Genomic DNA, 18162 nt, shown 5'->3' with positions numbered 1-18162 from the left:
GAGGCAGACGTGACGAGACGCATTCGCATCATCGGGATAGGAACGGGAAATCCCGATCACATGACCGTTCAGGCCATCGATGCGCTGAACGCCTGCGACGTCCTGTTTATTCCGACCAAGGGCGACGAGAAAGCCTTTCTGGCGACGCTGCGTCACGATATCTGCGAGCGCTTCATCACCGGCCGGATGCCCCGTATCCACGAGTTCCCGGTTCCCAAACGGCGCGCCGACGGCGACTACGGCGCCGGCGTCACCGATTGGCACACCGCAATCGCCGCGATCTACGAGCGGATGCTGCTGGAAAATCTCGACGCGGACGAGACCCTCGGCCTGCTCGTCTGGGGCGACCCGATGCTCTATGACAGCACCATCCGCATCATCGATCTGGTACGCACCGCCGGGCGGGTCGCCTTCGACTATGACGTCATTCCCGGCATCACCAGCCTTCAGGCGCTTTGCGCCAGCCACCGCATCCCGCTGAACCGGATCGGCCTGCCCGTCCAGGTCACCACCGGCCGCCGGCTTTCCGCGGGCTGGCCGGAAAGCGTGCGCGACATCGCGGTGATGCTCGACGGCGTGCAGGCCTTCGAGACGGTGGACGATCCCGATGCGGTCATCCATTGGGGCGCCTATCTGGGAACGCCGATGGAGATCACGCTGTCGGGCCGACTTTGCGAGATCGCCGGCACGATCGCCGAAACCCGGCGGGCCGCCCGCGCCGAACATGGCTGGATCATGGATACCTATCTGATCCGCCGCCCTGTCGAAAGCGGCGGCGAGGAGGGCGAATGAACCCGGCCTCCGACCTGACAGTCCCGTTCCGGCGGGGCGCCTGCCCCTCGGTCCTGACGCCGATGCCAACCGGCGACGGATTGCTGGTGCGGCTGAGGCCCCGGGCGGCCGGACTTGCGCCCGCGCAATGGCGCACCCTGGCGCAGCTTGCCCGCAGCCACGGCAACGGCATTCTCGACATCACCGCGCGGGGCAATCTCCAGATCCGGGGGCTCACCGCCAAAACCGCACCGAAGCTTCGGGCAGCACTCGACGCAGCCGGCATCGCGCCGCGGTCCGGGGTCGCCATCGAGACCCCGCCGCTTTCGGGGCTCGACCCGTCCGAGACGGCGGACGCCGGGCCTCTGGCCACCGCCCTCGAAGCGGCGATCGCCGGTTGCAAGCCGCCGCTGACGCTTGCACCGAAACTCGCCATCGTGGTGGATGGCGGCGGCGTGCTGTCGCTTGCCGATATGGTTGCCGACCTGCGTCTCGATGCCGTCAGGTGCGCAGACGCGGTGCGGTGGCGGATTTCCATCGCAGGCAATGCATTTTCCGCCCGCCCCGTCGCCCTGCTCGATGCATCGCAGGCTATTAAAGAGGTTCTGCGTCTTCTCCGCCTGCTCGACGCGCGTGGTCCCGCCGCGCGGGGACGTGATCTGGCGGGAGAGCGCATGGACGACCCCGCATGGAGGCCCGTTTCCCCTCGCCCGCCGGTCGGCGTGATCGCACTGGACGACGCCTTCGTACTCGGCCTGCGCCTGCCCTACGGCCAGGTCGACGCTGACCGGCTGGCGGGGCTGGCCGACGATCTCGAAGAACTCGGCGTCACCGATATGCGCCTTGCGCCGCATCGCGCGCTGCTGGCGCGGGGACTGGCCCAGGCGCAGATCGCCACGGCCCGGCGACGGGCGGAGGGCCGGGGTTTCTGCACCGATCCCGACGATCCCGGCCTGGCGCTGTCCGTCTGCGCCGGCTCGGCCGGCTGCGCCGCGGCGAAGCTCGACACCCATGCCGTCGCCGACGCGCTTCGCGCAACCGCGCCTACGCTTCTCGACGGCACGGCGTCCGTCCATATCTCCGGCTGCCCGAAGGGCTGCGCCCATCCCGCCAGGGCGTCGCTGACGCTGGTCGGCACGCCAGAGGGAACGGGCCTTGTGCTGTCCGGCAGGGCGGGCGACGCACCGGCCGCCGTCGTGGCCTCCGGCGATCTGTCCGCCGCGCTTGCCCGCCTCGACGCGTTCGTCCGGCGCGAACGCCGGCCGGACGAGACCTTTTCCACGCTTTACGACCGACTGGGCGAAAAGCCGTTTGAAACCGCATTTCAGGGCAGGATATGATCCACTACGACTATATCAAGGATGGCGCGGCCATCTATGAGCGCTCCTTCGCCATCATCCGCGCGGAGGCCGACCTTGCGCGCTTTTCCGAAGCCGAAGCCGATGTCGCCGTGCGCATGATCCATGCGGCGGGCCTTGTCGAGGCGGCGGAGCATTTCGTCTTCTCGCCGGATTTCGTGGCGGCGGCGCGCGGAGCGCTTGTCGCCGGCGCGCCGATCCTCTGCGATGCGGAAATGGTGGCGCGCGGCGTCACGGCGGCGCGGCTTCCGGCGGAAAACGATATTCTCTGCACCCTGCGCGATCCGCGCACGCCGCAATTGGCCGATGAGATCGGCAACACCCGCTCGGCGGCGGCCATCCGTCTCTGGCTCGACCGCATGGCGGGCTCGGTGGTGGCCATCGGCAACGCGCCGACCGCGCTTTTCTACCTGCTCGAACTGCTGCGCGACGGCGCACCGAAGCCGGCGGCCATCCTCGGCATGCCGGTCGGTTTCGTGGGGGCGGCCGAATCGAAGGAGGCGCTTGCCGAAAACGCCTATGGCGTGCCCTTCGCCATCGTGCGTGGCCGGCTCGGCGGCAGCGCCATGACGGCCGCCGCCCTCAATGCGCTTGCAAGGCCCGGCCTGTGAGCGGCGCGGGGAAGCTCTACGGCGTCGGCACCGGCCCCGGCGATCCGGAGCTGCTGACGCTGAAGGCCGTGCGCGCCATCGGCGAGGCGGATGTCCTTGCCTGGTTCGCCAAGGCCGGGCGCAACGGAAACGGTCGCGCCATCGTCGAGGGCCTGCTGAAGCCGGGCCTTGCGGAACTGCCGCTCTACTATCCGGTGACCACGGAAGTGGAGAAGGACCGCGAGGACTACACCCGGCCGATCACCGCCTTTTACGACGAATCGGCCGCCGCCGTGGCGGCGGAACTGTCGGCTGGGCGCACCGTGGCGATCCTCTCGGAGGGCGATCCGATGTTCTACGGCTCCTACATGCACCTGCATGTGCGGCTGGCGCATCGCTTCCCGACCGAGGTCATTCCCGGCATCACGGCAATGTCCGGCTGCTGGTCGCTTTCGGGCCTGCCGATCGTGCAGGGCGACGACGTGCTCAGCGTGCTGCCGGGGACGATGGGCGAGGCGGATCTTGAGCGCCGGCTCGGCGATACCCAGGCCGCCGTCATCATGAAGGTCGGCCGCAACCTGCCGAAGATCCGCCGGGCGCTGGCCGCCGCCGGCCGGCTCGGCGAGGCGATCTATGTGGAGCGCGGCACCATGGCGGCGGGCCATTCGCTGCGCCTTGCCGAAAAGCCGGACGACATCGCGCCCTATTTCTCGCTGGTGCTGGTTCCCGGCTGGAGTGCAAGGCCATGACCGGCAGGCTGTTTGTGATCGGCACCGGCCCCGGAAATCCGGACCAGATGACGCCGGAGGCGCGGCAGGCCGTTGCGGCGTCGCGCGAATTCTTCGGCTATTTCCCCTATATCGACCGGCTGGAACTACGCCCCGATCAGCGAAGGGTCGCCTCCGATAACCGCGAGGAACTGAACCGGGCGCAGGCCGCGCTGTCGCGCGCGGCGGCGGGCGTCGACGTCTGCGTCGTCTCGGGGGGCGATCCGGGCGTCTTCGCCATGGCGGCCGCCGTCTGCGAGGCGATCGACGCGGGACCGGAGGAATGGAAGGCCATCGACCTCGTCGTGGTCCCCGGCGTCACCGCCATGCTGGCGGTCGCGGCCCGCATCGGCGCGCCGCTCGGCCACGACTTCTGCGCGCTTTCGCTTTCCGACAACCTGAAGCCCTGGGAGGTCATCGAGACCCGGCTGCGGCTCGTCTCGCAAGCCGGTCTCGTCATCGCGCTCTACAATCCGATCAGCAAGGCGCGGCCATGGCAGCTCGGGCGCGCCTTCGAGATCCTGCGCGAGGTACTGCCGGCCGAAACCCCGGTCGTCTTCGGCCGCGCCGCCGGCCGGCCGGACGAACAGATGCTGGTGATGCCGCTCGCGCTGGCCGAGGCGGAGCGGGCGGACATGGCCACCTGCGTGGTCATCGGCTCGCCGGAAACCCGCGTGATCGCCCGTCCCGGCCGCCCCGACCTCGTCTATACGCCGCGCTTCCTGGGGGCCGCGAGCAGATGACCGGCAAGCCGCATCGCCTCCCCCACCGTTTCAGCGCGGTTTTCCCCGCCGGAGGCCCCACGATCGATCATCACGACGGGCAGGTCGAGGATGCGGGCGGCGACGATCTTTGCCGCCGTCGCCTCGCCGCCGCTGTTCTTGCTGACGATCATCTCGATGCGGCGGCGCTTCAGGAGATCGACCTCCGCCTCCACCGCGAAGGGTCCCCGCGCCAGCAGATAATCCACATGCGGCGCGGCAAGCGGCGGAACGACCGGATCGACGCTGCGCACGAGATAGTGATGCTGCGGCGCGGCGTCGAAGGCGCCGGCCTCCTGCCGGCCGATGGCGAGGAAAACGCGGCGCGGCCTTTCGCCGAGGGCGGTCACCGCTTCTGCAATCGAACCGACCCGGATCCAGCGGTCGGTCTCCGTCTCCTCCCAGCCGCGCCGTTCGAGCCGCAGCAGCGGCACGCCGGCGGCCTTCGCCGCCGCGTCCGCATTTTCGGAGATCCGGCGCGCGAAAGGATGCGTCGCATCGATCAGCAGGTCGATCTGCTCCTGACGGAGATAGGCCTCCAGTCCGGCCACCCCGCCGAAACCGCCGGTCCGGACCGGAACGGGCTGCCGGGCGGGATCGAGCGTGCGGCCGGCCAGCGACAGCGTGACGCGGTGCTCGCCGCCGGCGTCGAAGCGGGCCGCCAGCGCGCGGGCTTCGGCCGTGCCGCCCAGAATGAGGATCCGTGCCTTGTCCAATGCTGATGCGTCCCTTCCGCCGTGGCTTGCCGTCATCGGTATCGGCGAGGACGGTCTAGCCGGTCTCGGCGATGCGGCCAAGGCGGCAATCGCGCAAGCGGCGATCGTCTTCGGCGGCGCGCGTCATCTGGAACTGGCCGCCGACGCGATCCGGGGCGAGCGTCACGTCTGGCTCAGCCCGTTCGAGCGTTCCGTCGAAGCGGTGCTTGCCGCGCGCGGACAACCGGTCGCCGTGCTCGCCTCCGGCGATCCCTTCTTCTACGGTGTCGGGGTGACGCTGTCGCGGTGCGTTCCGCGGGCGGAAATGCGGGTTTTCTCCGCGCCCTCCGCCTTCAGCCTCGCGGCGGCCCGCATGGGCTGGGCCTTGCAGGATACGATCTGCCTTTCGCTTCACGGCCGCCCGCTCGATCTCATCCGTCCCCATCTCCATCCGCAAAGCCGCATTCTGGCGCTGACGTCCGACAGCGACGGGCCGGCGGCGCTGGCGGAACTTCTCGTCGAGAACGGTTTCGGGGGATCCGCGCTCAGCGTGCTGGAAGCGCTCGGGGGACCGCGTGAACGGGTGAGCCATCACCGCGCCGGACATTTCGCGCTGTCCGGCGCCGACATGCTGAACGTCTGCGCCATCGAGGTCGAAGCCGGAGACCACGCGCGGGTGCTCGCGCTGACGCCGGGCCTTGACGACGACCTTTTCGAACACGACGGGCAGATCACCAAGCGGGAGGTGCGGGCGCTGACGCTTTCCGCGCTCGCCCCTCGACGCGGCGAGCGGCTTTGGGACATCGGCGCGGGCTCCGGTTCCATCGGCATCGAGTGGATGCTGGCCGATCCGTCGCTCACCGCCATCGCCATCGAGGCCGATGCGACGCGCGCCGCGCGCATCCGGTATAACGCCGGCCGCTTCGGCGTGCCGGCGCTTGCGGTCGTGGAAGGGGCGGCTCCGGCAGCGCTGGCGGCGCTTGCCGCAGCGGACGCCGTGTTCATCGGCGGCGGCGGCAGCGAGCCGGGCGTGATGGCGACGGCGCTCGCCGGCCTCAGGCCGGGCGGGCGGCTCGTCGCCAATGCGGTGACAACCGAAATGGAGAGGGTGCTTCTCGACCATCATGCCCGCCTCGGCGGCAGCCTCATCCGCATCGACATCGCCCGCGCCGCGCCGGTAGGGCGGATGACCGGCTGGCGGCCGGCCATGCCGGTCACGCAATGGCGCTGGAGGAAACCGGAGAGCGGCGAGAGCCCGTAAGGGCGGGCCGACGGGCGGACTGGCGGAAAGAACGGGGATCAATCTGTGCGGAAAATCGAGGAAAGAACATGACGGTCCATTTCATCGGCGCCGGACCGGGCGCCGCCGATCTCATCACGGTGCGCGGGCGCGATCTCATCGGCCGATGCCCCGTCTGCCTCTACGCGGGATCCATCGTCTCGCCGGAACTTCTCGCCTATTGCCCGCCCGGCGCGCGCATCGTCGACACCGCCCCGATGGCGCTCGACGAGATCGAGGCGGAATATCTGCGTGCGGCCGAAGCCGGCGAGGACGTGGCGCGTCTGCACTCCGGCGACCTTTCGGTCTGGAGCGCCGTGGCCGAGCAGATCCGGCGACTCGAGCGCCATGGCATCGCCTATACGCTGACGCCGGGCGTGCCCTCCTTCGCCGCCGCCGCCGCCGCGCTGGGCCGCGAACTGACCATTCCGGCCGTCGCCCAGAGCCTGGTGCTGACCCGGGTCTCGGGACGGGCATCCCCGATGCCGAATCGCGAGACCTTGCAGGCGTTCGGCGCGACGGGAGCAACCCTCGCCATCCATCTCGCCATCCACGCGCTGGAGGACGTGGTGCGTGACCTGACGCCGCTCTACGGCGCGGATTGCCCGGTCGCCATCATCGTCAAGGCCTCCTGGCCGGATGAGCGGATCCTGCGCGGAACGCTCGGCGATATCGCGGCAAGGGTCGCCGAGGATCCGATCGAGCGCACCGCGCTGATCTTCGTCGGCCAAACGCTGGCGGCGGCGGATTTCCGGGAAAGCTCGCTCTACGATCCGGCCTACCAGCGGCGTTTCCGCGGTCGCGAAGGCTAACCGATAGTCCGGCAACGAACCGGGCGGACTGGCGGCCCGGACGGGAATATGCTGAAATTGTCCGGCCGCAGCGGGCGGCTTCGTGAGGAAACAATCGCCCGGAGGAGGGCGGCCAGACGGGAAAGCAGCATGCTTCAGAAGAACGCAATGACCGACAGACTGAATTTCTACATCGATGGCCAGTGGGTGCGGCCTGCCGACGCTCCGGTGATCGAGGTGGTGAACCCGGCGACCGAGGCGGCCTTCGCGCGGATTTCGGCGGGTTCTGCGGCCGATATCGATCAGGCCGTGGCGGCAGCGCGGCGCGCCTTCGACGGCTGGAGCGCCACGGCGCGCGAGGAGCGGGTCGCCTTCCTCGAACGGCTTGCGGCGATCTATCGCCGCCGTATGGACGAAATGGCCGAGACGATCAGTCTGGAGATGGGCGCGCCGATCAGGCTTGCGCGCAATTCCCAGGCCGCCGTCGGCCTTTCGCATCTGGAAGCCTTCATCCGCGCCTTCAAGGCTTATGACTTCGAGCGGCAGCCCAACCCCGAACAGTCGGAACAGCGCGTCGTCCATGAGCCCATCGGCGTCTGCGGCCTCATCACGCCCTGGAACTGGCCGATGAACCAGATCGCCCTCAAGGTGGTGCCGGCCATCGCCGTCGGCTGCACGGTGGTGCTGAAGCCATCGGAGATCGCACCGCTCTCGGCGATGCTCTTTGCCGAATTCGTCGACGAGGCCGGCCTGCCGAAAGGCGTGTTCAACCTCGTGAACGGCGAAGGCGTGGTGGTGGGAGAGGCGCTGTCCGGCCATCCGGACGTCGACATGATGTCCTTCACCGGCTCGACCCGGGCCGGCACCGCCGTTTCCCGGGCCTCGGCGGCAACCGTCAAGCGCGTTTCCCTGGAACTCGGCGGCAAGTCGCCCAATATCGTCTTTGCCGATTGCGACCTGCCGGCGGCGATCGAGCGGGGCATCCAGCACTGCTTCGAAAACACCGGCCAGTCGTGCAACGCGCCGACGCGCATGCTGGTGGAGCGCTCCGTCTACGACGAGGCCGTACGGCTCGCCATCGAGGCCGGGGCGAAGGTGAAGGTCGACGACCCGGCCCGGGACGGAGACCATATCGGCCCGCTCTCCTCCAGGGCGCAGTTCGACAAGGTCTCCTCGATGATCGACAAGGGCATTGCCGAAGGCGCGCGCCTCGTACTTGGCGGCCCGGGGCGTCCGGACGGTCTCGAACGCGGCTATTTCGTCCGCCCGACGATCTTCGCCGACGTCGACAACGACATGACCATCGCGCGCGAGGAAGTCTTCGGGCCGGTTCTGGCGATGATCCCCTTCGAGGACGAGGAAGACGCCATCCGCATTGCCAACGATACGGTCTACGGCCTTTCCGGCTATGTCCAGACCGGCTCGCCGGAGCGGGCGCAGCGGGTGGCGCGGCGGCTGCGCACCGGCATGGTGCAGATCAATGGAACCTCGCGCGCGCCGGGAACGCCCTTCGGCGGTTACAAGCAGTCCGGCGTCGGCCGCGAGGGCGGCGCCTGGGGTCTCGAGGACTTCATGGAAGTCAAGCTGATCAGCGGCTGACGCCGCCGCTCCCCCGCCCGGCTCAGACCGCCGGGCGGCGGGCGACGAGCATATAGTTGACGTCCATGTCCTTCGAGAGGCTCCACTGGTTGGCGAGCGGATTGAAGAACACACCGGTCCGGTCGGTGATCGTCAGGCCGGAAGCGGCAAGCGGCCTCTCGATCTCTTCCGGCCGCACCAGCTTCTCATATTGGTGGGTGCCGCGCGGCAGCCAGCGCAGCACGTTCTCGGCGGCGAAAATGGCAAGCGCCGCCGCCTTCATCGTGCGGTTGATCGTTGCGACGAACATCATGCCGCCCGGCCGCACCATGGAGGCGCAGGTGGTGAGGAAGAAGTCGACGTCGGCGACATGTTCGACGACCTCCATATTGAGCACCACGTCGAAGGTCTCCCCGGCTTCGGCGAGTGCTTCCGCCGTCACCGCGCGGTAGTCGACCGGCACGCCGCTGCCGGCGGCATGGGTCCGGGCGATGCCGATGTTCTTCTCCGAGGCGTCGGCCCCCAGCACATCCGCGCCCATGCGGGCGACCGGCTCGGAAAGGAGCCCGCCGCCACAGCCGATATCGAGAACGCGCAGGCCCTCCAGCGGGCGGTGCGACGCCGGGTCGCGGCCGAACTGGGCGGAAACGAGATCGCGGACATAGGAAAGGCGGATGGGATTGAACTTGTGCAGCGGCCGGAACTTTCCGGTCGGATCCCACCATTCCGCCGCCATGGCCGAAAAACGCTCGACTTCCGCCGGATCGATCGTGGTGCGGGGCGCTTGCCTGGTGGCGCCTTCGCCTGCTGTCTCTTCGCTCATGGTCCGGTCTCCCTCGCATCGCTTCATCCTGTGAAGTCGACCCGGCGGCCCCGGATGTCAAGGGGGCGCGGCCGGTGACGCTTGCGAGCCCTGCGCTTGTAGCCTATCAGAAAGCGAGGGATCGGCGGATCGAAGGCTTGCCGGCGCGCCGTTCGGGGTGAACATCCGCAATGCCGCAAGCCGCAGCGTTTGGGACGAGGTCGCGATCGGCATGACGACGCGAACGAAGGGCAGATCGGGCTTGACCGTCTTTGCGCTGCTGGCGACCCTTCTCGTCGGCGCGATCGGCGCGACCGTGCTGATGGCCAACGGCTATCGCAACCTCAACCGCCTGCTGCTCTCTTTCGATCTCCCGCCGATCGAGGTCGGACGAAGCCGGGATGATCCGCCGTCGCAGGAACTGCGGGGAAACCGCATGCCTCGCCCGCGCGGCTTGCTGCCGGATCGTCTCTTCGCGCCGGTCGCAATGGCGCCGGCCCAATTCGTGCGCACTATCCGCCAGCCGCCCGAACGGCTTTGCGCGGCGCTGACGGAGGCGGGCTTTCCCAATTCCGGCTGGCGGACCGGCGTTTTCGACAAGCAAAGCTGGGAGTGCCAGTCCTATCGCGACTTCCCCGCAGACAGCGACACCACCGCTCCCTCCTCGGCGTTCCTGTCGATCCGCGGCAATGCCGAGACGCGGATCTCCTCCTTCCGCATCAAGCTCAATATCGAGAACCCGCAGACCCGGGACCGCGTGATCGACGTCACCCTTGCCGCCATCGGCGTTTTCCTCGACGAGGTGCGCTGGGAAGAGGCGCCGGACATTTTTGCCGACCTTCGCGCCCTTAAGGAGTTCGATCTCATCCGCTTCGGCAATCGCATCCGGCTCGGCAAGGAATTTTCGGAAACGCCGCGCTATAATTTCATCGTGACGCCCGACCGCAAGCGCAATCGCGGCAGCTATCTGCCGGATTACTTCGACCGCAGCCGCTGGCTGCCGCTTCGCGAAGGGCCGTAGGTGAAGCCGGTAGAAGCGATATGTTAGAGCATTTCCAGCAAAAGTGTGAAACGGTTTTGCGTCCGGAAATGCGGCTAAAACAAAGAGATAGAGCGGCTCTGCCGATTCTGTGAAAACCGGAACCGCTATAGAGCAATCCCGATGCGCCGGATTTCACCGGAATTGCCTTGGCGTCGGAGCAGGAGGACAGGACGATGACCTGCCGGACGGGGAAACGCGGAAGGAGATGGCGAGGCGGCGTTCATGCCGTTTGCGCGCTCATTCTTCTCAGTCTCCCGCCCGCCGGCGCGCCCTGGGCCGGCGACAGCGGAAACCTGCGACACGACGAGCCGGTCTGGACCGACCGGCCGATACGCATCGATCGCAACAACCAGCCCTACGAGCGTATCGCCGTCGAGCGCCTGCCGGAGCGCTTCCCGCTGCGGATATCATCCCGCGCCACCGTTTTCGATAGCGCGTCCTTTCGCGACGGCGGGCGCATCTACGTCCTGACGGGCGTCGTTGCGGTCGACCCGGGGCGGCGCTGCCGGCAGGCGGATGGCGGCCTCGCCATCTGCGGACAGCAGGCCCGGGTGCTCCTGCGCCGGCTCGTCCAGAACGTGGCGCTCGCCTGTGAGGAGGATTTCCGTCTCGCAACGGTCTCCTTCGTCACCTGCCGCCGGCAGGGCCGGGATCTTGCCACGGTCATTATCGAGAACGGCGCCGGATGGGCCGCCCTGCCCGCGCTGGCCGCAGCGCAGGAAGAGGCCATGCGGATGCGCAAGGGCATCTGGGCCGACGCGCGGTGCCGCGAAACCCGGCGATGCCCGCCGGGCGAAAAACGCTGAACGCCGTCCAGATCAGCCGCGGCCGAATTCATCCTCGATACGGATGATGTCGTCTTCTCCCAGATAGGATCCGGTCTGGACTTCGATCAGTTCGAGCAGGATCTTTCCCGGATTGGCCAGCCGGTGCATCTCGCCCTGGGGAATATAGACCGACTCGTTTTCACGCAGCGACATGGTCCTGTCGCCGATGGTGACCTCCGCCGTACCGCGCACCACGACCCAATGTTCCGAGCGATGATGGTGTTTTTGCAGGGACAGCCGCTTGCCGGGCGTCACGAACAGCCGCTTCACCTGAAACCGCTCGCCGTTCAGCACCGACGTATAGCCGCCCCAGGGGCGATAGGACGTCGGATGGGTCTCGGTGAGCTTCGAGGTTCTGGCGGCCGCCGCCAGATGCTTGACCAGTTTTCCGACGTCCTGGCTGTCCTCCATGCGCCCCACATAGACGGCGTCCTCGCTGGCGATCACCGCGAGGTCGTCCAGCCCCTGCACGGCGACATGGATATCGCGGGAAATGACCAGCGAGTTGCGCGTATCGAGCAAGGTGGTACTGCCGTCCGCGACATTGCCGGCCTCATCGCGCTTTCCGGTCTTCCACACGGCGTCCCAGCTGCCGAGGTCCGACCACCGGAAAGGCGAGGGAACGACGGCGGCAATCGGCGTCTTTTCGAAGATCGCGTAGTCGACGGAGATATCCGGCGCACGGGCGAAGGCCTCCTCGTCCAGACGCTCGAAATCGAGATCGTGGCGGGCTTTCTCGACGGCGGAGCGGGCGGCGTCCAGCACGGCGGGCGCATATTGGCGCAATTCGCTGAGAAACAGGCCGACCGGCAGCATGAACATGCCGGAGTTCCAGAGGTAGCCGCCCTGATCGAGCATGGCTTGCGCATTTTCCCGATCAGGCTTCTCCACGAAACGGCGAACCGCATGTGCGCCATTGCCGACAGCCTCGCCGATCTCGATATAGCCGTAACCGGTGGCCGGCTCCGTCGGCGCGATGCCGAAGGTGACGAGGTGATCGTCCCGCGCCGCATCGCGCGCCTTGAGAATGCAGTCGAAATAGGCCTCGCCGGCGTCGATCTCGTGATCGGAGGCCAGAACCTGCATGATGGCGTCGTCGCCGTGGCGGGCCTCCGCCACGATCGCCGCGGCGGCAAGCGCCGGGGCGGTGTTGCGCGGCACGGGTTCGAGCAGGATGGTGGCAAGCGCCGCGCCGGCAGCCCGCGCCTGTTCCGCGACGAGGAACCGGAAGTCGGCATTCGTCACGACGATCGCCGGACTATAGAGCTTGCGGTCCGACACGCGCTCCAGCGTCTTCTGGAACAGCGTCTTTTCCCCGAGAAACTCGAGAAACTGCTTCGGCGCGGAAGAGCGGGAAAGCGGCCACAGACGGGTTCCCTTACCGCCTGCCATGATTACGGGTACGATCTTGCTGGTCATGATCCGGCTCTCCTTGCCCTTCGTCCGCGTCCGTCTGTTCAGGATTTTAAAGCGGAATCCGATTAAGGAATCATGCAAGCGGAGGATGCAAGCGAAGAAGTCGAAATCTTTCCCCGGCGCATCGGTTCCTTGCCCGAAAAGGCGACAGCCCGCCAAAGGCGGGCTGTCGGGAAAGGCAGGCATGTTCCGGCCGGCGTCAGACCGGGACGACGATACCTTGTAGCGTGGTAAGCTCCGCGAGGTAGCTCTGAAGACCGTATTTGTGGTCGTCTTCCCTGGCGTTCTCCAGCTCGGCCCGCGCGGCTTCGATACGGCGCACGATGTCCTCGCTCTTGACCTCCTCGATATGGACCGCCGATTCGGCCAGCAGCGTGCAACCGGTCGGGACGATATCCGCGAAACCGCCGAAAACCACATAGCTGTCGTTCTTGCCATCGGCGAACTTGATCGTGACGACGCCGGGCTTGATCGTCGTCATCGTCGGCGCATGATTAGCCATGACGGTCATCTCGCCCTCGCTCGCCGGGATGACGACTTCGCTGACGCTGCCGGAAACCAGCAGGCGCTCGGGAGAAACGAGTTCAAAGTTGAAATTGTCAGCCATGACCATTCACTTCTTCTGATTTCATACGGCCGGGAGCAATTCCGGGAAAAATACCGCGCGGTTTTCCACCCGGAATTGCGACAGCAGGAAAGGGCGCCCGGCCTGCGGACGCCCGTCGTTCGTCAAGCGGCTTCGGCAGCCAGCTTCTTGGCCTTCTCGACGGCTTCCTCGATGGAGCCGACCATGTAGAAGGCCGCTTCCGGCAGATGGTCGTATTCGCCGTTGACGAGGCCCTTGAAGCCCTTGATCGTGTCTTCGAGCGCGACGAGCTTGCCCGGCGAGCCGGTGAAGACTTCGGCGACGAAGAACGGCTGCGACAGGAAGCGTTCGATCTTGCGGGCGCGGGCGACGGCCAGCTTGTCGTCTTCCGACAGTTCGTCCATGCCGAGGATGGCGATGATGTCCTGAAGCGCCTTGTAGCGTTGCAGGGTCGTCTGAACCTTGCGGGCGACTTCGTAGTGCTCTTCGCCGACAACCATCGGGTCGAGCATGCGCGAGGTCGAGTCGAGCGGGTCAACGGCCGGATAGATGCCCTTCTCGGCGATCGAGCGCGACAGAACCGTCGTGGCGTCCAGGTGGGCAAACGAGGTCGCCGGCGCCGGGTCGGTCAGGTCGTCGGCGGGAACGTAGATCGCCTGCACCGAGGTGATCGAGCCCTTGGTCGTGGTGGTGATGCGCTCCTGCATCGAACCCATGTCGGTGGCGAGCGTCGGCTGATAGCCCACGGCCGAGGGGATACGGCCGAGAAGTGCGGACACTTCGGAACCGGCCTGCGTGAAGCGGAAGATGTTGTCGACGAAGAACAGAACGTCCTGACCCTTGTCGCGGAAGTCCTCGGCGATCGTCAGACCCGTCAGCGCGACGCGGGCGCGGGCGCCCGGAGGCTCGTTCATCTGGCCGTAGACGAGCGCGGCCTTGGAGCCTTCGCCGCCGCCGAGCTTGTTCACGCCGGATTCGATCATCTCGTGGTAGAGGTCGTTGCCTTCGCGGGTACGCTCGCCCACGCCGGCAAACACCGAGTAACCGCCGTGCGCCTTGGCGACGTTGTTGATCAGTTCCATGATCAGAACGGTCTTGCCGACGCCTGCGCCGCCGAAGAGGCCGATCTTGCCGCCCTTGGCGTAGGGCGCGAGAAGATCGACGACCTTGATGCCGGTGACGAGGATTTCAGCTTCCGTGGACTGCTCGACGTATGCCGGGGCGTCCTGGTGGATCGCGCGCTTTGCCGACGTGACGAGCGGGCCCGCCTCGTCGACCGGCTCGCCGATGACGTTCATGATGCGGCCGAGAGTCTCGTCGCCGACCGGAACGGAGATCGGAGCGCCGGTATCGCTGACCGGCTGGCCGCGCACGAGACCTTCGGTCGAGTCCATGGCGATCGTGCGAACCGTGTTCTCACCCAGGTGCTGGGCGACTTCGAGAACGAGGCGGTTGCCGTTGTTGTCGGTTTCCAGCGCGTTCAGGATCAGCGGCAGATCGCCATCGAAGGCGACGTCGACGACGGCGCCGATGACCTGGGTGACGCGACCGGTCGCCCCGGCGGCTGCCGGAGCTGCGGCCTTGGTTGCAGCAGCGGTGCGTGCCGCCGGCCTGCGTGCAGCCGGCTTCTTCTCCGCTGCGGTTTCCTTCGGGGTAGCTGCCTTAGCCATATCTCTTACCCTCTTTGTCCTGGTCCTTAGAGCGCTTCAGCGCCCGCAATGATTTCGATGAGTTCCGTGGTGATCTGAGCCTGACGCTGACGGTTGTAGTTGAGCGTCAGCTTGTCGATCATTTCACCGGCATTTCGCGTCGCATTGTCCATGGCGCTCATCTTGGCGCCCATCTCGCCCGCGACGTTCTCGAGCAGGGCCCGGAAGATCTGGACGGAGATGTTGCGCGGAATGAGATCGTCGAGGATCGCGGCGGCATCCGGCTCGTAGTCGTAGATCGCCGATGCGCCCGTCGTCTCGTCGGCAACCGCCGGAGCGGCGGCGGGCACGAGCTGGAGCGCGGTCGGAATCTGCGAAATGACCGACTTGAACTCGGAATAGAACAACGTGCAAACGTCGAACTCGCCCTTTCCGAACAGCTCGATAACCTTCCGGCCGATCTGGTCGGCGTTGGCAAAGCCGATACGCTTGACTTCGCGCAGATCGACACGGTCGATGATCAGCGAGGCGAATTCGCGCCGCAGGATATCGAAGCCCTTCTTGCCGACGCAGATGATCTTGACCGTCTTGCCCTCGGCGAGAAGCTTGCGGGTATGGTCGCGCGCCAGACGGGCGATCTGCGAATTGAAGCCGCCGCAAAGGCCGCGCTCGGCGGTGCAGACGATCAGAAGATGAACGTCGTCCTTGCCGGTGCCGGTCATCAGGCGCGGCGCGGCATCGTCCTGGCCGACGGCCTGGGCGATATTGGCGAGAACAGCGTTCATGCGCTGCGAATAGGGCCGGGCGGCCTCGGCCGCTTCCTGGGCGCGTCGAAGCTTCGCCGCGGCGACCATTTTCATCGCCTTGGTGATCTTCTGCGTCGCCTTGACGGAGGCGATCCGGTTTTTCAGATCCTTAAGTGAAGGCATCCGTTTCCGTCCTGTAACACGATCCCGGAGAAAATCTCCGGCCTGGATCATGCGTCAATCAAAGTTCCCGGGCGATCCCGCGCGCCGAGCGCGCAGGACGTTGACGAGAGGCGTCGCCTCAGCCGAAGCTCTTGGCGTAGGCGTCGAGGGCGTCCTTGAGCTTGCCCTTGGTCTCGTCGCTGATCGCCTTTTCGGTGCGGATCGTGTCGAGGATGGCCTTGCCTTCCGAACGCAGGTAGGCGAGCAGGCCCTGCTCGAACTTGCCGACATCGCCGACGGCGATCTTGTCGAGATAGCCGTTAACGCCGGCGAAGATCACCGCGACCTGTTCTTCCGTCTTGAGCGGCGAGAACTGCGGCTGCTTCAGGAGTTCCGTCAGGCGGGCGCCACGATTGAGGAGGCGCTGCGTGGCGGCGTCGAGGTCCGAGCCGAACTGGGCGAAGGCGGCCATTTCGCGATACTGGGCAAGCTCGCCCTTGATCGAGCCGGCGACCTGCTTCATCGCCTTGATCTGGGCCGACGAGCCGACGCGGGAAACCGACAGGCCGACGTTCACGGCCGGGCGGATACCCTGGTAGAACAGGTCCGTCTCAAGGAAGATCTGGCCATCGGTGATCGAGATCACGTTGGTCGGGATGAACGCCGAAACGTCGTTGCCCTGGGTCTCGATGACCGGAAGGGCCGTCAGCGAGCCGGCGCCCATGTCGTCGTTGAGCTTTGCAGCACGCTCGAGAAGACGCGAGTGCAGATAGAAGACGTCGCCCGGATAGGCTTCGCGGCCCGGCGGGCGGCGCAGCAGCAGCGACATCTGACGGTAGGAAACGGCCTGCTTGGAAAGGTCGTCGTAACCGATGAGGGCGTGCTGGCCGTTGTCACGGAAGTATTCGCCCATCGCGCAACCGGCGAACGGTGCGAGATACTGCATCGGCGCCGGATCGGACGCCGTCGCGGCAACGATGATCGAATACTGGAGAGCGCCGCGCTCTTCGAGCACCTTCACGAACTGGGCGACGGTCGAACGCTTCTGGCCGATGGCGACGTAGACGCAGAAGAGCTTGTCGCCGTCCGGGCCGTTGTCGTGGATCGCCTTCTGGTTCAGGATCGTGTCCAGAATGATCGCGGTCTTGCCGGTCTGGCGGTCACCGATGACCAGCTCGCGCTGGCCGCGGCCGACCGGGATGAGGGCGTCGATGGCCTTGAGGCCGGTCGACATCGGCTCATGCACCGACTTGCGCGGAATGATGCCCGGAGCCTTCACGTCAACACGCGAACGCTGCTTGGCGTTGATCGGGCCCTTGCCGTCGATCGGGTTGCCGAGCGCGTCGACGACGCGGCCGAGCAGTTCCGGACCGACCGGGACGTCAACGATGGCGCCGGTCCGCTTGACGGTGTCGCCTTCCTTGATGTCACGGTCCGAACCGAAGATAACGACACCGACGTTGTCGCTTTCCAGGTTCAGCGCCATGCCACGGATACCACCGGGGAACTCCACCATTTCACCGGCCTGAACATTGTCGAGGCCGTAAACGCGGGCGATGCCGTCACCGACGGAGAGCACCTGGCCGACTTCCGAGACTTCCGCCTCTTTGCCGAAATTTTTGATCTGATCTTTGAGAATTGCGGAAATTTCCGCGGCGCGGATATCCATCAGCCGACCTCTTTCAGTGCAAGCTTAAGGGTAGAGAGTTTGGTGCGAAGGGAAGTGTCGATCTGGCGGGAACCGACCTTGACGATCAGGCCACCGAGAATGGACGGGTCGACGGTGACGGAAACCGCCACGTCTTTGCCGGTGACGCCTTTCAGCGCCGCCTTCAATTCAGTTTCCTGCGCTGCGGAAAGCGCATGGGCGGAGGTGACCTCGGCATTGATCTCGCCGCGATGGCGCGCCGCGATAGCGCGATAGGCCTTGATCATGCCGGGAATGGCGAAAAGACGCCTGTTGGAGGCCACCACCTGGAGGAAGTTGCCGACGAGGCCCGCAATGCCTGCCTTGGCGGCGACGGCGGCGATCGCCCTGGTCTGCTCTTCGGCGGAAAAGACGGGGCTGGTAATCAGCCGCTTGAGATCGCTGCTCTCGTCGATCATCGCCTGGACCCGGTCCAGTTCAGCGCCGACGCTGTCGGCGGAGCCGGCTTCCAGCGCGAGGTCGAAAAGCGAGGATGCGTATCTTTCTGCAACACCGGAAACAAGCTGGGATGTGTCTGCCACGGGCTCGAGCTTCTCTTCTTTTCATCAACAGCCCCGGCGGCAGCGAGGCTGCTGTTCCAAGATGTTGACATCGTTGCGGTAATTTTCAGGTATTACAGGTCTTTAGGTCCGCT

Annotated in this window: 18 protein-coding genes; 10 read left to right on the top strand and 8 right to left on the bottom strand. The window is 66.5% G+C overall.

The features are described from left to right. Nucleotides 1–9 precede the first annotated feature (9 nt). Genes cobF through KYK29_RS13740 form a run of 5 tightly spaced genes read left to right on the top strand, consistent with a single transcriptional unit; the run spans nt 10 to nt 4229 of the window. On the top strand, nt 10–792 hold the full coding sequence (gene cobF, locus KYK29_RS13760) for a precorrin-6A synthase (deacetylating) (protein WP_367880996.1): 783 nt from the start codon (nt 10–12) through the stop codon (nt 790–792). Continuing rightward, the gene (gene cobG, locus KYK29_RS13755) at nt 789–2111 is read left to right on the top strand and encodes a precorrin-3B synthase (protein ID WP_254691476.1); all 1323 of its coding nucleotides are present in this window, start codon (nt 789–791) and stop codon (nt 2109–2111) included. The genes cobF and cobG overlap by 4 nt, the downstream gene beginning before the upstream one ends. After that, entirely contained in the window at nt 2108–2740 is a 633-nt protein-coding gene (locus KYK29_RS13750; RefSeq protein ID WP_254691475.1) for a precorrin-8X methylmutase, read from the top strand. Before cobG ends, KYK29_RS13750 begins: the two co-directional genes overlap by 4 nt. Further along, nucleotides 2737–3468 (top strand): precorrin-2 C(20)-methyltransferase, encoded by a 732-nt coding sequence (locus KYK29_RS13745; protein WP_254691474.1) that lies wholly within the window; start codon nt 2737–2739, stop codon nt 3466–3468. The genes KYK29_RS13750 and KYK29_RS13745 overlap by 4 nt, the downstream gene beginning before the upstream one ends. Further along, a complete protein-coding gene (locus KYK29_RS13740) occupies nt 3465–4229 on the top strand; it encodes a precorrin-3B C(17)-methyltransferase (RefSeq protein ID WP_254691473.1) in 765 nt (254 codons plus the stop codon). Before KYK29_RS13745 ends, KYK29_RS13740 begins: the two co-directional genes overlap by 4 nt. Here KYK29_RS13740 and KYK29_RS13735 read toward each other — a convergent pair. Further along, nucleotides 4193–4999, bottom strand: coding sequence for a cobalt-precorrin-6A reductase (locus tag KYK29_RS13735; RefSeq protein ID WP_254691472.1), 807 nt, complete (start codon nt 4997–4999; stop codon nt 4193–4195). The genes KYK29_RS13740 and KYK29_RS13735 overlap by 37 nt on opposite strands. On the opposite strand from KYK29_RS13735, the gene cbiE reads away from it, so the two are divergent. From cbiE to KYK29_RS13720, 3 genes are all read left to right on the top strand, one after another. Further along, nucleotides 4941–6203, top strand: a complete 1263-nt coding sequence (gene cbiE, locus KYK29_RS13730; protein WP_437437255.1) for a precorrin-6y C5,15-methyltransferase (decarboxylating) subunit CbiE — start codon at nt 4941–4943, stop codon at nt 6201–6203. The two genes, KYK29_RS13735 and cbiE, sit on opposite strands and share 59 nt — an antisense overlap. Nucleotides 6204–6271: 68 nt before the next feature. Then, complete coding sequence (cobM, locus tag KYK29_RS13725; RefSeq protein WP_254691470.1) at nt 6272–7033, top strand: precorrin-4 C(11)-methyltransferase; 762 nt, start codon at nt 6272–6274, stop codon at nt 7031–7033. 129 nt (nt 7034–7162) lie between these two features. Then, the gene (locus tag KYK29_RS13720; RefSeq protein WP_254691469.1) at nt 7163–8611 is read left to right on the top strand and encodes an aldehyde dehydrogenase family protein; all 1449 of its coding nucleotides are present in this window, start codon (nt 7163–7165) and stop codon (nt 8609–8611) included. Between the two features lie 22 nt (nt 8612–8633). Here KYK29_RS13720 and ubiG read toward each other — a convergent pair whose 3' ends face one another. Then, nucleotides 8634–9413, bottom strand: a complete 780-nt coding sequence (gene ubiG, locus KYK29_RS13715) for a bifunctional 2-polyprenyl-6-hydroxyphenol methylase/3-demethylubiquinol 3-O-methyltransferase UbiG (RefSeq protein ID WP_254691468.1) — start codon at nt 9411–9413, stop codon at nt 8634–8636. Nucleotides 9414–9624: 211 nt separating this feature from the next. Between ubiG and KYK29_RS13710 the strand changes: the two genes are divergently transcribed. After that, on the top strand, nt 9625–10413 hold the full coding sequence (locus tag KYK29_RS13710; protein WP_254691467.1) for a DUF6030 family protein: 789 nt from the start codon (nt 9625–9627) through the stop codon (nt 10411–10413). A 194-nt stretch (nt 10414–10607) separates the two neighbouring features. Continuing rightward, nucleotides 10608–11240, top strand: a complete 633-nt coding sequence (locus tag KYK29_RS13705; protein WP_254691466.1) for a hypothetical protein — start codon at nt 10608–10610, stop codon at nt 11238–11240. Nucleotides 11241–11252: 12 nt separating this feature from the next. Here KYK29_RS13705 and KYK29_RS13700 read toward each other — a convergent pair whose 3' ends face one another. The 6 genes from KYK29_RS13700 to KYK29_RS13675 all read right to left on the bottom strand — a co-directional run bounded on the left by KYK29_RS13700 (nt 11253) and on the right by KYK29_RS13675 (nt 18049). Then, nucleotides 11253–12680 carry a mannose-1-phosphate guanylyltransferase/mannose-6-phosphate isomerase gene (locus KYK29_RS13700; protein ID WP_254691465.1) on the bottom strand — a complete coding sequence of 476 codons (1428 nt, stop codon included), beginning with the start codon at nt 12678–12680 and terminating at the stop codon, nt 11253–11255. A 196-nt stretch (nt 12681–12876) separates the two neighbouring features. Then, nucleotides 12877–13284, bottom strand: a complete 408-nt coding sequence (locus KYK29_RS13695) for a F0F1 ATP synthase subunit epsilon (protein WP_254691464.1) — start codon at nt 13282–13284, stop codon at nt 12877–12879. Nucleotides 13285–13406: 122 nt separating this feature from the next. Beyond that, nucleotides 13407–14933 (bottom strand): F0F1 ATP synthase subunit beta, encoded by a 1527-nt coding sequence (atpD, locus tag KYK29_RS13690; RefSeq protein WP_254691463.1) that lies wholly within the window; start codon nt 14931–14933, stop codon nt 13407–13409. Between the two features lie 26 nt (nt 14934–14959). Beyond that, complete coding sequence (locus tag KYK29_RS13685; protein WP_254691462.1) at nt 14960–15841, bottom strand: F0F1 ATP synthase subunit gamma; 882 nt, start codon at nt 15839–15841, stop codon at nt 14960–14962. A 118-nt stretch (nt 15842–15959) separates the two neighbouring features. After that, a complete protein-coding gene (atpA, locus tag KYK29_RS13680) occupies nt 15960–17489 on the bottom strand; it encodes a F0F1 ATP synthase subunit alpha (RefSeq protein WP_254691461.1) in 1530 nt (509 codons plus the stop codon). Then, on the bottom strand, nt 17489–18049 hold the full coding sequence (locus KYK29_RS13675) for a F0F1 ATP synthase subunit delta (protein ID WP_254691460.1): 561 nt from the start codon (nt 18047–18049) through the stop codon (nt 17489–17491). The genes atpA and KYK29_RS13675 overlap by 1 nt, the downstream gene beginning before the upstream one ends. Nucleotides 18050–18162 lie beyond the last annotated feature (113 nt).

Source organism: Shinella daejeonensis (assembly GCF_024281235.1).
In the GTDB taxonomy this organism is placed as follows: domain Bacteria; phylum Pseudomonadota; class Alphaproteobacteria; order Rhizobiales; family Rhizobiaceae; genus Shinella; species Shinella daejeonensis.
Note: the sequence above shows the minus strand (reverse complement) of the source record. Positions and strands in the feature narration are given on the sequence as shown.

Bases quoted from the DNA above. Each gene is read 5' to 3' on its own strand.
- cbiE (WP_437437255.1), top strand. From the start codon at position 4,941: ATGAGGATCCGTGCCTTGTCCAATGCTGATGCGTCCCTTCCGCCGTGG.
- KYK29_RS13710 (WP_254691467.1), top strand. From the start codon at position 9,625: ATGACGACGCGAACGAAGGGCAGATCGGGCTTGACCGTCTTTGCGCTG.
- KYK29_RS13685 (WP_254691462.1), bottom strand. From the start codon at position 15,841: ATGCCTTCACTTAAGGATCTGAAAAACCGGATCGCCTCCGTCAAGGCG.
- KYK29_RS13700 (WP_254691465.1), bottom strand. From the start codon at position 12,680: ATGACCAGCAAGATCGTACCCGTAATCATGGCAGGCGGTAAGGGAACC.
- ubiG (WP_254691468.1), bottom strand. From the start codon at position 9,413: ATGAGCGAAGAGACAGCAGGCGAAGGCGCCACCAGGCAAGCGCCCCGC.
- KYK29_RS13735 (WP_254691472.1), bottom strand. From the start codon at position 4,999: ATGACGGCAAGCCACGGCGGAAGGGACGCATCAGCATTGGACAAGGCA.
- cobG (WP_254691476.1), top strand. From the start codon at position 789: ATGAACCCGGCCTCCGACCTGACAGTCCCGTTCCGGCGGGGCGCCTGC.
- atpD (WP_254691463.1), bottom strand. From the start codon at position 14,933: ATGGCTAAGGCAGCTACCCCGAAGGAAACCGCAGCGGAGAAGAAGCCG.
- KYK29_RS13705 (WP_254691466.1), top strand. From the start codon at position 10,608: ATGACCTGCCGGACGGGGAAACGCGGAAGGAGATGGCGAGGCGGCGTT.
- cobM (WP_254691470.1), top strand. From the start codon at position 6,272: ATGACGGTCCATTTCATCGGCGCCGGACCGGGCGCCGCCGATCTCATC.
- KYK29_RS13695 (WP_254691464.1), bottom strand. From the start codon at position 13,284: ATGGCTGACAATTTCAACTTTGAACTCGTTTCTCCCGAGCGCCTGCTG.
- atpA (WP_254691461.1), bottom strand. From the start codon at position 17,489: ATGGATATCCGCGCCGCGGAAATTTCCGCAATTCTCAAAGATCAGATC.
- KYK29_RS13720 (WP_254691469.1), top strand. From the start codon at position 7,163: ATGCTTCAGAAGAACGCAATGACCGACAGACTGAATTTCTACATCGAT.
- KYK29_RS13750 (WP_254691475.1), top strand. From the start codon at position 2,108: ATGATCCACTACGACTATATCAAGGATGGCGCGGCCATCTATGAGCGC.
- KYK29_RS13740 (WP_254691473.1), top strand. From the start codon at position 3,465: ATGACCGGCAGGCTGTTTGTGATCGGCACCGGCCCCGGAAATCCGGAC.